Origin of the sequence: Aliidongia dinghuensis (assembly GCF_014643535.1) — a bacterium.
Taxonomy (GTDB): domain Bacteria; phylum Pseudomonadota; class Alphaproteobacteria; order ATCC43930; family CGMCC-115725; genus Aliidongia; species Aliidongia dinghuensis.
The window spans coordinates 57,178-72,732 of sequence record NZ_BMJQ01000009.1 but is presented as its reverse complement, the minus strand read 5'-3'; the positions used below and the strand labels follow the sequence as shown (position 1 = coordinate 72,732).

Below are 15,555 nucleotides of genomic sequence, written 5' to 3'. Positions count from 1 at the left end.
TGGGGCCCATGCTTCATCCCATCATGACACCGGAAGCGCTCAAGGCACGCGTGCTCTATCGCGATGCCGACATCCTGATCATCGACAAGCCGGCCGGCCTGCCGGTCCATGCCGGGCCGAAGACAACGGCCGACCTCGAAGCGCTGTTGCCGGCGCTCAAGCTCGACGGGCGCGAGGTGCCGCGGCTCGCCCACCGGCTCGACACCGACACGTCGGGTTGCCTCGTGTTGGCGCGCCATGCCAAGGCGTTGACCCGGCTCGGCCGCGCCTTTTCCGGCCGCGATGCCGAGAAGACCTATTGGGCCGTGGTGGAGGGAGGGCCCGAGGCCGATCTCGGCCGCATCGACCTGCCGCTTGCGAAACGGACGGACAAGGCCGGCTGGCGCATGGTCGTTGATGCCAAGGGCCAGCCGGCTGTGACGAATTTCCGCGTGCTCGGCCGATGCCCCGGCTTTGCCTGGCTCGAGCTCACCCCCGAGACCGGACGGACCCATCAGCTGCGCGTCCATGCGGCCGAGGCCGGCTGGCCCATGGTCGGCGATCCGTTCTACGGCAGTGGCCGCACGGCCGATCGGCCGCTCCATCTGATGGCGCGGCGCATCGCGCTGCCGCCGCTGGGCGCAAACCGGCCGGCGGCGAGCGCCGAGGCGCCGCCGCCGGACCATATGCGGGCGCTGCTCAGCGTTTGCGGCTGGGGGATCAGCGCCCCTGGAACAGGGCGTTGATCTCCGGATAGATCATGGCGCCCTCGGCGAGCGGATCGGACGCGCCGTCGGTGAGGAAACCTCTGGCGAGTGCGGCCGCCCGGCCCCACAGCGCCTGGCAGATGCCCGAGCCGGCACTGAGGCGCCGGACGCCGAGCGGCGCCAGCTCAGCCGCGGGCGGCAGGCCCTTGCGGGCGAGCACATTGAGCGGCAGCGGCGTCGCTTCCGCGATCGCACGAATCGTCGCCGGATCGATCACGGCCGGGGCGAAGATGCCGTCGGCGCCAGCCTCGCGATAGAGGGCAGCACGGCGCTTCGTCTCGGCGAGCCGCTCAGCCTCGGGCACCAGGCCCTGCAGATAGACGTCGGTGCGGGCGTTAATATAGAGGTCGATGCCCTTGGCCGCGGCGACCCGCTTGATCGCCTCGATCTTGCTGCAGAGCAGTTCCGGCGGGGCCGTGCCGTCCTCGATGTTGATGCCGACCGCGCCGGCGTCGAGCAGCGGGGCGATGTTCTCGGCCGCGCCGGCGGGCTCATGCGAATAGCCACCCTCGAAATCGACCGACAGCGGCACGCGGATGACGCGCGTGATGGTCGCGACGACGGCGGCGAGCGCCTTGACCGGCAGCGCGTCGCCGTCCGGATAACCCTCTGCCCAGGCGACGCCGGCGCTGGTGGTTGCGATCGCGGGGGCGCCGACGCTCTCGATCAGGCGGGCGCTGCCGGCGTCCCACGCGTTGGCGAGGCGCAGCAGCGTCGGCCCCTGATGCAGGCTGCGGAAGATGGCGGCGAGATCACTCATCGGAAGCTCCGTTTCAGATAGGCCGGGTCGGCGGCCCAGAGATGCTGTGCGGCATAGGCACGCCAGGGGCGCCAGGGTTCGGCGCGGTCGTTGAGCGCGGCCGGGCTCGGCCGGATCTTGGCCAGCAGGCCGAGATCGCTGGCCGGAAAGGCGTCGGTCTCGCGCACGGCGCGCAGCGCGATGTCGTTCGCGGTCCCTTCGCCGATGCCGCGGATGGCGCTGAGGCGCGCCTGCGTCGCCTCGATCGGCGCCTGCGGCTTGAACACGTTGGGATCGGCCTCCGCCGCCTCCGCCAGTGCCTTGAGCGCGGCGTGGCGGGCCGGCGGGACGTCGAGCGGTGCCAAGTCGGTCCGGGCGAGTTCGGCCGGCGTCGGGAAGGCGAGGGCGAGCGACGGGTCGAGGCGCTGTTCCATCGGCACGCGGGCGTCCGAGAGCGCCACGAGTTGGCTCAGGAGCTTGCGCGCGACCTCGACCGTCGCGTCCTCTGCGAGAACCGCGCGGACGGCGAGCTCGAAGCCGTTCCAGCCGCCGGGCGCCCTGAGGCCCGGCCGCTCGGCGACCAAGGGCGCCAGCAGCGGATCCTGCGCCAGATGGGCGCCGATGGTCTGCACGTCCGCCCCGAGATCGAACACACGGCGGACCGAGGCAACGATCGCGGGCAGCGCCCGCACGTTCGGGAAGCGGATGGTCACGACCAGGCTCTCCGCCGACGGCAGATGGCCGACCTCGATCGTGCCGCGCTCGCCGTCCTGGGCGATGGCGCGGCGATAGCGGCCGCCTCGGACCTGCTCCAGCCCGTCGACCGTATGGGCCTTGAGGAAATCCAGCATGGCCGGCCAGTCGTAGGGCGGCCGGTAGCGCAGGCGCAGCACGACGCCGCTCGCCGCGACGGAGCCTTCCGGCAGGCTCTGCACCGCCCGGCGCCGGATGGCGCTCGGCGGCCGGCGGAACAGGGTCTGGAACACCTCGTTGAACCGGCGCACGCTGCCGAAGCCGGATGCCAGCGCGATCTCGGTCATCGGCATGCGCGTGTCGTGGATCAATTGCTTGGCGAACAGCACGCGGCGCGTCTGGGCGACGGCGATGGGCGAGGCACCCAGGTGCTGCTTGAACAGGCGCCTGAGCTGCCGGCCGCCGACGCCCAAGCGCTCGGCCAGTTGGTCGACGCTGGCATCCTCGCCGTCGAGCGCACCCTCGGCGATGAGCGCCAGGCCGCGCGACACGGTGTTGGACGTGCCGCGCCAGGACGCGAGCTCCGGCGCCGTTTCCGGCCGGCAGCGCAGGCAGGGGCGGAAGCCCGCCTCCTGGGCGGCCGCCGCCGAGGGGAAGAAGCGGCAATTCTCGAACTTTGCCGTTCGCGCCGGGCAGACCGGCCGGCAATAGATCCCGGTCGAGGTGACACCGACGAAGAGGCGGCCGTCGAACCGGGCGTCCCGCGTCTCCAGCGCCCGGTAGCAGGCATGGGCATCGAGCTGTTCCATGGGCTGGACAATGCCACCCCGGCGCCGGCGGCGCTCGCGATTTTCGGACGTGGTCGACCTGGGGCCGGTTAGTGGTATCCCTCGCCCATCAGCACGAAGGCGCCCCAATAGAGCGGGTGCGCCGTCGCCGGGTCGTTCGCGACGTCGAGCTCGGCCTGGCGCAACGCCTCGCCGCGCGTCATGTCGGGCGAGGCCGAGAGCCGCCGGAATGTGCCGTTGGTGATCTTGACCGCAGTCAGCGACGGGATCGCCCAGTGGGTCGCGATCACGCTGCGCGCCCCGGCGCGGAAGAACGACTGAGTGAGGCCCGTGAACGCCTCGGCCCCCGGCCGACCATCGCCGCCGGCCGTGTTGCAGGCGGACAGGATGACCCAGTCGGCGTCGAGCTTGAGCGCGCCGATCTCGTCGCTGGTGAGGATGCCGTAGTCGTCGCGCGTCGGCTTCGCCGGCGGCGTCAGCACCAGCCCCGGCGCGGCCGGGCCCTTCCAATCCTTGAGATCGTCGGCCAGGAGCCCGTGGGTTGCGAAAGCCAGTACGCGATATTGCGCGAGGTCGGTCGCGAGCACCGTCTGCTTCGTCGCGCGTATGCCCAGGAGCAGGTCGGCGTCGGAGGCGCCGAGGATGCCGGCGAGGCCTTTCAGCTCGTCCGCGGTCTCCGGCAGCGCCGGTGCTGCCGCCAGCGCCTGGGCCATGGTGGCATAGATGCCGAGCGCATCCGGATCGGCGACGCTGCGGGTCGCGGTCTGCGCGCGCTCCTTGCCGATCGCCGGATCGCCGATGCCGAGGAACGGTTTCGGCGCCGCTGCCTGCTTGGCACCATGGCGCAGGCTGTAGAAGGCGGCGGCCGATGGGGCGTAGGTGAGGGCGTAACGGCGCAGGAGCCAGGACGCCCCGGCATAGTCGGTTTCGTGCCCGGCCGCCGGCGGTGCGTCGACCAGGATCGAGAGCGGCAGGCTCGTCATCGGTCCGTCGGGCACGATCACCAGGTTCCTGGCGCTTTTGACGAGCGGCAGCCAGGGCGCCACGATCTTCTGGTAGAGCTCGTAGGCGCAGGCGAGGCAATAGCGCTGCGTGCCCTGGTCGCCCGAGACCGACGCGCGCAGCTTGCCGATCCGGTCGACAAGGTCGCCCCGGGTCGTCGGTAGCGCCGCCGGATGGGCGCCCTGGGCGTCGACGACGAGCGCGAAGGACTTGTGCTGGCCGAAGCCGAACAGCACCAGCGCCTCGTCGGGCTTGAGCGCCTGCTGCACGTCGCCCAAGCGGACGCTCAGGCCCGCGGCCCCGGTCTCGTTCTTGGGATCGAGCGCACTGACGCGGGCTGCGACCTTGTCGAGCTGCTGCAGGACCTGGTCGTAGCTCTGGGCGGTCGCGTCGGCGGCTTCGGTCGTGGCCTCGTCGGCGGCCGCCGCGGCGACCACCGTGTTGCGGGCCATGCGCATGTTGAAGTCACGCAGGCGCCGCTCGAGCTCAGCCTTGTCGTCGAGCGCGCGGGCGAGTTCCGCGTTGCTTGTCACCGCCTGTCCGGCCCGCCGGCTCAAGGTCAGGCCCGTGCGCGAAATATTGACGTTCTGGAACGCGTCGAACAGCGCCGCCGGCGTGCCGGCCTGGGCACCGCCCAGGCGCTGCCGTTCGGCGATGATCTGCAGGAAGACCTCGTGCACGGTCGGGCTGATCGCGTCGAGATTGCCGACCTGCTCCAGGAGATAGCGCCGCTGGCTCATGATCAGGTCGGCGGCGCGCTGCGCCTGGGCCAGCGCCTGGGCCGGCTGGTCGTCGAGGTCATAGGCTTCGGCGAGGCGCAGCAGCGGCTCGATCAGGTCCTCCTTGTGCTCCGCCCGTTCGCTGCCGCGCCGGTTCACCACCTCCTGCAGCAGGGACAGGATCGCGGCGCGGTCGTCGTGGCTCGAGGACGGTGCCGCCGCCAGCATCTCGACCAGCCCGTGCGCCAGCTGCAGCATGGCGCCGGTGACCAGCGGCGAGCCGGCCGGCAGCGCGCCCGAGCGCTTGTCGAACGCCGCCTTGAAAAACTCGACCGCCTTGGCCGGATCGCGCTGCTCGAGCGCCGTCATGCCGAGGCCGAGATAGGCGTTGGCCGCCATCAGGTCGCCCGACGCGCCGAGCGGCTTCAAGGCGGCAAGCGCGCGGGCGAACAGGTCGCGGGCCCGGGCGAAGTCGCGCAGCTGGTACTGCGTATAGCCGATGTTGATCAGTTCCTCGGCCTGTTCGGGCACCGAGACGCCGCCGCGGCCCGCATCGCTCGAGAGCAGCCGTTCCTGGACCGAGAGCGCCAGGTCGGGCCGGCCGATGCTGCTGTAATAGGCGGCGAGGTTGCGGATGAAGGCGCGGCCGGTCGGCGTGCCGGCGAGGCCATTGTGCTGATAGAGGTCGAATGCCGCCTTGTAGTCCCGCTCCGCCGCCAGGAAATCCCGCTTCTCGGCGCGGATGCGGGCCCTGAGCGCCATGAGCTCGAACTGGGCGCGAACCGCTTCGGGGTCGGCATTGCTGCCTCGCTTCGCTGCGGCGTCGATGAGCGGTGTGAGCTTCGCCAGCGCCGCGTCGAACTGGCCTCCGACGAAGAGGGCCGACGCCCGTGCCTCGGCGCTGCGGCTGTGCAGGGTCGGCAGCGGCTCCGACACGGCACTCAGCTGGTCGTCGACCCGGTCGAGCACGGCCAGCGCGTCCTTCGCCTGGCCGCGGCGGGTCTTGAGCTCGGCCTGGTTGATGCGCAGCTCGATGAGTGCCGCGTCATGGGCGTCCTGGCGGCCCTCGTACTTCCGTTCGGCCTGGTTGAAATCGGTCTCCGCCTGGGCGAGATCGCCCTGCTGCGCCTCGATCGTGCCCAGCGTCTCGAAATAGCAGCCGATCCGGCCGGCATCGAGTGCGGGATTGGCCGCCAGCAGGCGGCGCAGCAGGGCGGCCGCATCCTGGGTGCGGCCCGCGGCGAAGGCGAGCGAGGCGGCGTCGCCCATGAGGCGCGGGCTCGCCGCTCCCTGCTGGGCGAGGCGCGTCTCGGCGTCGTGCAGGGTGGCCTCGGCGTCTGCAGCGCGGCCGCTACCCTCCAGCACCGCGGCGAGCGCCACGGCGCCGTCGACGATGGCGACAGGTGCCGTTGCCTGCTTGTAGCGGTCGCGCACCGCCGCCTCGCCGCCGGCCATGGTCTCCGGCACCGGCGGCCAGCAGGCGTCGAGTGCCTGGGCTCCGGTCGACAGCAGCATCGTCGACAGGATCGGCAGGGTGAGCGCTGGGCTGCTGAGGCGCCACCGGCACGCGAAGGGCCAGCGCAGGGACATCTTGCCGGCCCGCTAGTTGGTGCTGGTGCTCGTACTCGTGCCGGTGCCACCCGCTGGGCTCGGTGTGCCGGAGCCGCCGCTCTCGCTGGCCGCGATCCCGATGCCGATGGCGACGGCAGCGGCGGCCGCCCCGATCGCAAGCGGGCTGACCGACAGGCCGGCGGCCGTGCCGACGCCGGCACTGCCGCCGGCCGCAGGCGCGGCCGAAGCAACGGCGACCGGACCGATGACGGCGGCGAACTCGGCGGCGACACCCTGCGAGGCGGCGCTCATCGGCTGGATCGCCGCAGCGGACAGCGCGGCGAGGCTGCCGAACAGCGTGATCGACGAGCCGGCGGGGACGGCAACGGTGCTGCCGCCGCTTGTGACCTGGACCGTGCCGGCAAGGGTCGAGAGCGTGACGCTGCCGTCCGCCTGCTCTTCGATGAGTGCGGTCGCCGGGCCGCCCTGGCCGTTGATGAGGAAGGCGGCGCCGCGCCGGGTGCGCACGGTCGTCGGCTGCAGGCCGACCGTCACGCGGAAGACGCCTGGCGACAGGGTCACGAGGTCCAGGCCCTGGAGCGGCTGGGCCAGGCCCTGACCGGCCACCGCGGTCTGCTCGCCGAACGTGATATCGGCCTGGCGTAGGGCGGCAAGCGCGGTCCCGTTCGGGAAATTGACGTTGACCGCGCCGGTCGAGGCCGTCTGGATTTCCTGCCCCTCGACCACGGGCTCGCCGGTCGAGAGCGGGTGCGGCGCCGTCTGGCCGCGCGAGATGCTGAGCACGTCGCGCACGAGCGACGCGACGGCACCGCTCGATTGGGCCAGGACCGCGATTGGATAGGTGATGGCGAGGAATAACGCGACGAATCGTCTTGCCTGGCGTCCCATTCCGACCTCCCCCCGCAGGTAGGCTCGCAATCGCGCACCCGATTGGTTGGATGATACCGCGCCGACGGGCAAAGCCAAAGCTCTTGAACGTCAAAGCAGTGGCTTAGTTTGAATTTCGGGACTGGGTCGATTCCGACCCTTCCGCTTTCTGGCTATGCTTAGCGAATCTCGGTGCCGCCCTCGTGCGCCGAAACGCACGCTCACCTATAGGCCGAGGAAAATGACGAATGTCGAATGGGGACGGCACCAAGATCATTTACAGGAGGACGCCGGAATCAGCGGCCATGTTGGCAAACGTCAAACGGGCGATGGCGATCACCGCTGCACTTAATCGTTTGACGTTCAACGATGCGGACGAAATTCGGGACTTGTTCAGCCAACTCATCGGTAAAAAGGTAGACGAAAGCTTTTTGCTGATCCCGCCATTTTATACTGCCGGCGGGGACGAAATCCGCGTCGGGCATAATGTCTTCATAAATCAGAACTGCACTTTCTATGACCTTGGCGGCCTCGACATCGCGGACGATGTGATGATCGGGCCGAACGTGAGCATCATCACGGCGGGCCATCCTCTGGAACCTTCGCAGCGCCGCGCCGCAACCATCGGAAAGCCCATCGTGATCGAGAGAAACGTCTGGATCGCAGCCGGCGCAACGATTATCGGCGGGGTGACGGTAGGCGAAAACTCGGTTGTGGCGGCAGGTTCGGTTGTTACCAAGGACGTTCCCCCGAATACCCTTGTCGGAGGAAATCCGGCACGGGTCCTTCGCTCGATTGGCGACGACTGAAGGAACATCCGCCCCGGGCGTGAGCGGAAATTCTGATCACGGCCCGGATGGGGCACAGGACGTCGGGCGGGTCAGTCCTGTGGTAGTGCCGGCAGGGAGGCGATCAGTTCCTGCGACGGCTCGATCACTTCGATCGGCAGGTTGATGCCGCGCAGCGGGTATTCGCCCAGAGATATCATGCCTTCCCCGATCGCGGACGCGAAGTCGGACGACATCAGCATCGGGCGGCCGAGCGACTTTGTCAGTTCCTGCAGCCGCGCTGCGCGATTGACGGCCGGTCCCACGATGTTGAAGGCCTGGCGATTGCCGCCGCCGACGTTGACATGGATGATGTTGCCCAGGTCGAGGCCGAGGCCGAACGCGATCTCGCGCTCGCGCGTCGCACGGCGCGCCTCGTTCCAACGGCTAAGTTCGGTCCGCGCCTCGGTTGCCGCCATGAGTGCGCGCCGGCAAGCGGCGGCGTCGCCGCCCTCTTCGGTCACGGCGAAGAACATCAGGATGGCGTCGCCGATGAACTGCACGATCTCGCCCGAGTGGCGGTCGGCCGCGGCGCCGGCGAGGCCGAAATAGACGTTCAGGATCTGCACCACCTCCTCAAGCGGCGCGCCCTCGGTGAGCGAGGTGAAGCCGCGCAAGTCGGAATACCAGAGCGCGGCCCGTCGCTGCGTGCCCTGGCCCAGCGTCACCTGGCCCTGGGCCAGGAGCTGAGCGGTCTCGTGCCCGAGGTAGGTCTCAAGCAGATTGTCCATGCCGTTACGGAGCGCCAGCGTTTCGATGATCGGCGCCGACTTGACCGTGAAGCGGCGAATCACCTCGACTTCCTCAACGGTGAAGCCGCCCGGTTGCTTCGTCGCAAACGATGCCGCGTGGATCTGCCGGTTCGAGAAAAGGATCGGGCCGATCATGTAGTGGGTGAAGCCCTCGGCCCGGAGGTCGGTCACGATCGCCCAGCGGTCCTCCTCGCCGGGCAGGATGCGCTCGTCGATCCATTCGCCGGTGTGCCAGACTTTCTTGACCGGGCTGCGCAGGAAGGCGGCGGTCATCTCGGCGCCGCGCACCGCACGTCGCACTTCGAGCGGCTGATCCTGCCGCCAGATGCGCCAGACCGACATGGTGCGCGGGTGAACGACCTTGATGTGAGTCGACACGCGGTCGAGCGGCAGGCCGCGCTCGGTCAGGAAACCACAGGCGCCGATCAGGAATTCGCCGACGTCGGCCACGAAGCGGCCGGTCGATTCGAGCCATTCGGCGAAAGCTCGACAGGTCTCATCGACATTCATGGTGGGGATCCCAGGCGAAACCGCCGAACCAGTGTGAACGGGCTGTCGCGATCCTTCTGGACGAAGAGCGCGAGACCCAAGGGAATGGGCTGGGCCAGTGCCGGTGCCAGCAGCTCGGTCAAAAGGGCCGCGACGCGGGGCCGCTCGGGATCGGGCAGCCGGCCCGTTAACGTCATATGGTAACGAAACTCGTCGAACACATAGGGGTAGCCCCAGCGGGACAGGTATTCCTCTTGTCGGGTCGACAGCGGGACCTGGCGCCGCCCAGCGAGTTCAGCCGGAGTCGGCGGGGCGCGAAACCGGTCGAACCGCTCGACCGCGAGATCGGCGAGCCGCTTCAGGGGTGCCGACGGCTCGCGCAGCACGAGCGCCAGGAACCCACCGATCGACGCGACATGGAGGGCGACCGGCGGCAACGGCTGCATCTCGGACGCAAACAGCGAGAGGGCCGCGGCCAGCCCGTCATGGGTCCGGCCGCTGGCCAGGGTCAGCGGCGGCTTCAGGGTGCCGTGAAAACCGTAGCGGCGCGGCTCGCGGGTGATCTCGCGCCAGCGGTCGCGCGCGAGCCACAGCGGCAGGGCGGGCAGTTCTTCGGCGCCGGTTTCCGGCTCGCGGCCGAGCCAAGTCGAGGCCATGCGCCAGAGCGGCGAGTCGGTGGGGGGCACGACATAAATCGCGTAGCGCACGGTCATCCAATCTCGCTCGGTCGATCCCGGCCAGTCCGCGCCGGGCTTGCCGTCGATTGTAGACGTTCGTCGCGTTGCAGCCTACGCGCATGATGCGCAAGCCTAATTGCCGTTGTCGGATGGCATGGTCAATGAAACGTTAATCCTGACCGTGCTCTGCTGACGGCCAACGGTATCGACCCTGGGAGGGCGGACGGTTCATGGCAGAGGGTGTCACGGCAGAGACGGAGGCTTCGGGCGGGAAGATTCTGCTGGGTGATCCCGTGCCCTGGTTCAGCGCCCGGACCATCACCGGCGCGCAGGTCGACCTGCATGTCGAGGCCGGGCGCTGGGTCGTGCTGTGCTTCCTGGGTTCGCTCGCCGACCGGCGCGCGATGGCGGAGCTCGCGACGATCCTGGCGGAGGCGGCCCGGTTCCGCGAGGATCATTGTGTCTTCTACGGCATCCTGTCGGAGATGCCGGCCGACGCGCCGGTCCTCGCCAGCATTTCCGGACCGGCGATGGGCTATATCGTCGACGATGCCGGCGACATCATCCGGGCCTACGGCGCCGAAGGCGCGCCGCGCACCATCGTGCTCGATCCGCTTTTGCGCGCCGTCGCCAACGTCTCGTTCGACGATCCGAACGGCCACGGCCAGATGGTGACCACGTTTCTGCAGCAGCTGCCCGAGGTCGGCGCCTCGGCCGGCGTGCCGCTGACGGCGCCGGTGCTGATCGTGCCGCGCGTGTTCGAGTTCGAGCTGTGCGACGCGCTCGTTGATCTCTACGAGCGCAACGGCGGCGAGGATTCGGGCTTCCTCCTGGACCAGGATGGCAGGACGGCGACGGTGATCGATCATCGCCTGAAGCGACGGCAGGACCTGGTGCTGGTCGATCCGGAGACGCGCGCCATCCTGCGCGACCGGATCGCGCGCCGCCTGCTGCCGGCGATCGAGCGGTTCTTCCAGTTCAGGGCGACCCGGATGGATCGCTACATGATCAGCTGCTACGACGCCGAGCTGGGCGGCCATTTCTTCCGGCATCGGGACAATGTCAACGCCGGGGCGCGTCATCGACGCTTCGCGGTCTCCCTCAACCTCAACAACGACTACGACGGCTGCGACCTGCGCTGCCCGGAATTCGGGCGGCAGACCTATCGGGCGCCCGCGGGCGGCGCCATCGTGTTCTCGTGCGGCATGCTGCATGAGGTGACACCGGTGACGCGCGGCCGACGCTATGCCTTCGTGCCGTTCCTCTACGGCGAGGAGGACGCGGCCGTGCGCGAGGCGATGAACGCCCGGCTCGAGGCCGGTGAGACGCATTACGTCGGTGGCCACGACCGCCTCTATCCTGAGGCGTGACCAACAGATGGAACCGACCGAACTCGCTCAATGGACGCCGATCCGCCTGACGCTCGAACGGCCGGAGCCGCTCGTCGACTGGTGCGACCTGCGCGGCGTCGCGTTCCGCGAGCCGTTCTTCATGCAGACGGTCGCGCGCTGGGCGAACCAGCCGGCCGATGGCGGCGAGCCCCTGCGGCCGGTCGTCCGCACCACGCTCTCGACGCTGGAAGCGATCGACAGCGTTGGCGAATGCCTCGAGCCGTCCGGCTTCATCTTCCATATGTCGCGTTGCGGCTCGACCGTGCTGTCGCGCCTGTTCGGTGTCGTGCCGGATACGTTCGTCGTTTCCGAGGCCGATCCCATCAATAGCTTCCTCGAGGCCGATCCGAGCGCGCTCAACGAGGCGGCACTCGTCGCCTGCCTGCGTCTCATGATCCGCGCGCTCGGCCGCCGCCGCTTCGGCGACGAGCGGCATTACGTCGTCAAATTCTCGAGCTGGAACATCCGGCGCCTGGCGCTGCTGCGTGCCGCGTTTCCGGCGGTGCCCTGGGTCTTCGTCTATCGTGCGCCGGTCGAGGTCATGAGCTCAGTCCTGAAGGGGCGTCCCGGCTGGATGCAGCTCCAGCGCTATCCCGACCAGGCGGAGCATCTCCTGGGTATTCCGGCCGCCGAATGCGCAGACATGCCGCCGGAGGCGTTCTGCGCCCGCACGCTCGCCGGCTTCTGTGCGGCCGCACTCGATGGCGACGACGGCACGCCGCTCTTCGTCAACTATGCCGACCTGCCGGCGGTCGCCTGGGGTGCCGTCGCGCGCCATTTCCACATCCCGCTCGCCGCCGAGCATGCGGCGCGCATGCGCGAGGAGGCTCGCTACTATGCCAAGGATCCCGAGCGCCGGCCGTTCGTGGCCGACGGTGCGGAGAAGCGGATCGTGACGCCCGAGACGGCGGCGCTCGCCGACCGCTGGCTGGGCGCGCTCTACGGCGAGATGCAGGCCCGTCGCGCGGCGCGCCTCGGGATCTGAGCCTAATGCCGTTCCGTCTGGTCGAGCAGACGATCGAAAGCCTGCAGGCGGCGCTCGAAGCGCGCGAGATCACCTCGGTCGATCTCGTCCGGGCTTATGCCGCGCGCATCGCGGCGTTCGACCGCGGCGGCGCCGGCCTCAATTCGGTGCGCGAGGTCAATCCCGCCGCCCTTGCGATCGCCCGCCGCCGCGACCGGCTGCGCTTCCGCCCCGGCACGCGCAAGGGGCCGCTCTACGGCATTCCGATCCTGCTCAAAGACAATATCGCAACCGCGGATGGCCAGGCGACGACCGCCGGCAGCCCGGCGCTGGCCCACGCCTTGGCCGTGCGCGACGCCCATGTCGCAGCGCGGCTGCGCAGGGCCGGTGCCATCCTGCTCGGCAAGGCCAACCTCACCGAATTCGCCAACTGGACGACCGTCGGCATGCCGTCGGGCTATAGCGCGCTCGGGGGTCAGGTCCTGAATCCCTACGCGCCAGCGGTCGACGCGGACGGCATCCCGATCGTGCCGCCCGGCGGGTCGAGCTCCGGCTCGGCCGTTGCCGCCGCGGCCAATTTGGCGGCCGCGACGGTCGGGACCGAAACGGCGGGCTCGCTGCTGAACCCGGCCTGCAACAACGCACTCGTCACCGTGAAGCCGACCGTGGGCCTGGTCAGCCGGGCCGGCATCCTGCCGATCGCGGCGAGCCAGGACACCGCCGGGCCGCTCGCCCGCACGGTCCGCGACGCAGCGATCCTGCTTGGCGCCCTTGCCGGATATGATCGCCGCGATCCGGCGACCCTCGCGGTGCGCGGCCGCATCCCGGCCGACTACACGGCCTTCCTCGATCCGAACGGGCTTGCGGGCCGGCGCATCGGCGTGCCGAGCGATCCCGCCGATGCGGAGAACGACATCTATTGGCGCGCGCTGGCCCCGGATCAGCGTCGGATCATGGACGAAGTCGTGGCGCGGCTCGAGACCCTCGGCGCCGTGGTCGTCAAGGCCAATATCCCGACGGCCGGCCGGATCGGCGGCCCCGGCGCCATGATCGAGGTGCCGGTCACCAACCCGTTCAGCCCGTCCAAGGGCAAGCGCATGCCGATGCCGGCGGTGCTGATCTACGAGTTCAAGCACGGGCTCGCCGCCTATCTGGCCGACTACGTGCCGGACGGGCCGGTGCGCACGCTCAAGGACGTGATCGCCGCCAACGATGCTGCGGCCGTGCCGCCGCGCTTCGGCCAGGATCTGCTGCTGGCGGCGGAGGCGACGCGCGGCGATCTGACGGAGCCGGCCTATCACGCGGCGCGGGCGCTCGATCTCGAGCTGTCGCGCCCCCAAGGGCTCGATGCCTATTTCGACCGCTGGCAGCTCGACGCGGTGCTGTTCCCGGCGGCGCTCGGCAACGGCATTGCGGCACGCGCCGGCTATCCGAGCGTCGGTGTGCCGGCCGGCTGGCGTCACGAGGTCGAGGGCCGTCCGACGCCGCCTTATCCCTACGGCATCAGCTTCACCGGTCGTGCCTGGAGTGAGCCGACCCTGCTCGCGATCGCCTATGCCTGGGAACAGGCGAACCCGGTACGCCAGCCGCCGCCAACGGCCCCGGAGCTGGCTTAAGCGACGCTGTCGCGCCGGGCTCTCGACACGGGCTCTCGACACGGGCTCTCGACACGGGCTCCCGGCCCGCCTTGATCGCGGATGGGGCGCATCGTAGCATCCTCGACAGCCGATGCCGGGGCGCCTCGGCGCCGTCGAACGGCATCCCGTTTCTCTCTCCATCTCCAACGCATGGGGCCGGCATGATTTCTGACTTCAAGAAGCCTGCAGTCGGCGAGGCGACGGCGGATCGGCCGGACCCGTTCATGCTGGGCCTGCACGATGCAGTCTTGAGCGGTTGGTTCAACAATGACACCGGCGAGCTCATGACCGGCTTCCCGATCTCGGCCGACGACGTCGTCGCCGACATCGGTTGCGGCGACGGCGGCATTGCCAGCTTCAGCGCGCGCCGCGGCGCGCATGTGATCCTGGCCGACGCCGATGCCGTGAAGATCGGCCAGGCCAAGGACCGGCTCGCGGGATCGTCGGCGCGGCGCGTCGACGCCTATGTCACGGACGGCAATCCCTTGCCCCTGCCGGGCGGCACTGTGACCCGGGTCGTCTGCACCGAGGTGCTGGAGCATGTCGACGACCCGGTCGCCTTCATGGCGGAGCTGGTGCGCATCGGCCGGCCGGGCGCGCTCTATCTCATCACCGTGCCCGGAACGGCGCAGGAGAAGCTGCAGAAGGTTCTGGCGCCGCCGCAGTATTTCCAGAAGCCGAACCATATCCGCATCTTCGAGCCGGAGCAGTTCGCAGCCCTGGTCGAGCAGGCCGGGCTTACCATCGAGCACCGCACAGGCTACGGCTTCTTCTGGTCGCTGTGGTGGCTGTTCTTTTGGCAGGCCGGTGTTCCGCTGGGCGAGGGGTCGGATCCCTCGCTTGACGCCTGGACTCGGACCTGGTCGGAGGTGCTGCGCGGCAAGGACGGCATGCGCATCAAGGCCGAACTCGACCGCGTCCTGCCCAAGGCGCAAGTGATCATCGCGCGGAAGCCCGGCTAGGCAGGGTCGACGGGCGGCGCGGGTCAGGCCCGTTTCCGCCGGCGGCGTTCGAGCGCCCCGCGCCAACTGTCGGCGAGCGGCGAGCAGGCGATGACCCGGTCGATCGCGGCGACGTCGTCTGGGTCGTGGTAGGTCACGCGCACCACTTCGGCGATGGTCGGATGGCTCGCGTTGCGCTCGACGAGCGCGATCGGCATGCCGGCCGAGACCGCGCCCGGGGCGAGGCAGCGCAGATAGAAGCCGGTGAAGCCGGCCTCCTGGACGCGCCGCGCCAGGTCGGGCACGCCGTGCAGCATGCCGAGCTTGAAGCAGGGGCCGCGCGGCTGGGTCACCTGGAAGCGGGCGGCCCCGACCTCGAGGATATCGCCGATACGGACCTCGCTCTCGGCGAGGCCCTGCACGCTGAAATTCTCGCCGAACGCGGCCGGGGCAAACGGCAGGCCGAGCCGGTCCGACCAATAGGCGAGATGCTCGGTCGCGTAGACGCAGACCGCCTTGTCCGGCCCGGCGTGGTTTTCAAGATCGGCCTGGCCGTCGCCGGTGCAGCCGTTGGGGCCGATCTCGACCGGACCGGCGACGGGGTGCTTGCGGATGCCGCTCAGCACCTCGCGCTCGGCCGAGCGGAGCAGGCCGGGCAAGCCGACATTGAGCGACAGCAATCGCGGTCCGGTGGAGGGCAAGGGCGGAACTCGACAGGGAAGGGGGCCGACAGTTTCACCCGACGGCCGCG

At 69.8% G+C, this 15,555-nt stretch carries 13 protein-coding genes; 6 read left to right on the top strand and 7 right to left on the bottom strand.

Annotated features, from left to right (window positions below; all coding sequences use genetic code 11):
• Positions 1-8 precede the first annotated feature (8 nt).
• Positions 9-725 carry an RluA family pseudouridine synthase gene (locus IEY58_RS17545; protein WP_229743792.1) on the top strand — a complete coding sequence of 239 codons (717 nt, stop codon included), beginning with the start codon at positions 9-11 and terminating at the stop codon, positions 723-725.
• Here IEY58_RS17545 and IEY58_RS17540 read toward each other — a convergent pair.
• From IEY58_RS17540 to IEY58_RS17525, 4 genes are all read right to left on the bottom strand, one after another.
• Positions 700-1,506, bottom strand: coding sequence for an isocitrate lyase/PEP mutase family protein (locus IEY58_RS17540; RefSeq protein WP_189048101.1), 807 nt, complete (start codon positions 1,504-1,506; stop codon positions 700-702). The two genes, IEY58_RS17545 and IEY58_RS17540, sit on opposite strands and share 26 nt — an antisense overlap.
• Positions 1,503-2,987 (bottom strand): AlkA N-terminal domain-containing protein, encoded by a 1,485-nt coding sequence (locus IEY58_RS17535; protein ID WP_189048099.1) that lies wholly within the window; start codon positions 2,985-2,987, stop codon positions 1,503-1,505. The genes IEY58_RS17540 and IEY58_RS17535 overlap by 4 nt, the downstream gene beginning before the upstream one ends.
• Before the next feature lie 68 nt (positions 2,988-3,055).
• Positions 3,056-6,277: a CHAT domain-containing tetratricopeptide repeat protein gene (locus IEY58_RS17530; protein ID WP_189048097.1), complete on the bottom strand. Its 3,222-nt coding sequence runs from the start codon at positions 6,275-6,277 to the stop codon at positions 3,056-3,058.
• Between the two features lie 12 nt (positions 6,278-6,289).
• Positions 6,290-7,147 carry a hypothetical protein gene (locus tag IEY58_RS17525; protein ID WP_189048095.1) on the bottom strand — a complete coding sequence of 286 codons (858 nt, stop codon included), beginning with the start codon at positions 7,145-7,147 and terminating at the stop codon, positions 6,290-6,292.
• Between the two features lie 227 nt (positions 7,148-7,374).
• Here IEY58_RS17525 and IEY58_RS17520 point away from each other — a divergent pair, with 227 nt between their 5' ends.
• Positions 7,375-7,935, top strand: coding sequence for a sugar O-acetyltransferase (locus tag IEY58_RS17520; RefSeq protein WP_189048093.1), 561 nt, complete (start codon positions 7,375-7,377; stop codon positions 7,933-7,935).
• Positions 7,936-8,006: 71 nt separating this feature from the next.
• Here the strand turns inward: IEY58_RS17520 and IEY58_RS17515 are convergent, their stop codons facing one another.
• Positions 8,007-9,215, bottom strand: coding sequence for an adenylate/guanylate cyclase domain-containing protein (locus tag IEY58_RS17515; RefSeq protein ID WP_189048092.1), 1,209 nt, complete (start codon positions 9,213-9,215; stop codon positions 8,007-8,009).
• Entirely contained in the window at positions 9,212-9,907 is a 696-nt protein-coding gene (locus IEY58_RS17510; RefSeq protein WP_229743791.1) for a DUF1045 domain-containing protein, read from the bottom strand. The genes IEY58_RS17515 and IEY58_RS17510 overlap by 4 nt, the downstream gene beginning before the upstream one ends.
• Before the next feature lie 194 nt (positions 9,908-10,101).
• Between IEY58_RS17510 and IEY58_RS17505 the strand changes: the two genes are divergently transcribed.
• From IEY58_RS17505 to IEY58_RS17495, 4 genes are all read left to right on the top strand, one after another.
• Positions 10,102-11,241 carry a 2OG-Fe(II) oxygenase gene (locus IEY58_RS17505; protein ID WP_189048090.1) on the top strand — a complete coding sequence of 380 codons (1,140 nt, stop codon included), beginning with the start codon at positions 10,102-10,104 and terminating at the stop codon, positions 11,239-11,241.
• A 7-nt stretch (positions 11,242-11,248) separates the two neighbouring features.
• A complete protein-coding gene (locus IEY58_RS34400; RefSeq protein WP_229743790.1) occupies positions 11,249-12,247 on the top strand; it encodes a hypothetical protein in 999 nt (332 codons plus the stop codon).
• 5 nt (positions 12,248-12,252) lie between these two features.
• Positions 12,253-13,842: an amidase family protein gene (locus IEY58_RS17500; RefSeq protein WP_229743789.1), complete on the top strand. Its 1,590-nt coding sequence runs from the start codon at positions 12,253-12,255 to the stop codon at positions 13,840-13,842.
• A 182-nt stretch (positions 13,843-14,024) separates the two neighbouring features.
• Positions 14,025-14,825 carry a class I SAM-dependent methyltransferase gene (locus IEY58_RS17495; protein ID WP_189048070.1) on the top strand — a complete coding sequence of 267 codons (801 nt, stop codon included), beginning with the start codon at positions 14,025-14,027 and terminating at the stop codon, positions 14,823-14,825.
• A 23-nt stretch (positions 14,826-14,848) separates the two neighbouring features.
• Here IEY58_RS17495 and IEY58_RS17490 read toward each other — a convergent pair whose 3' ends face one another.
• Entirely contained in the window at positions 14,849-15,505 is a 657-nt protein-coding gene (locus tag IEY58_RS17490; protein WP_189048068.1) for an MOSC domain-containing protein, read from the bottom strand.
• Between the last annotated feature and the right edge of the window lie 50 nt (positions 15,506-15,555).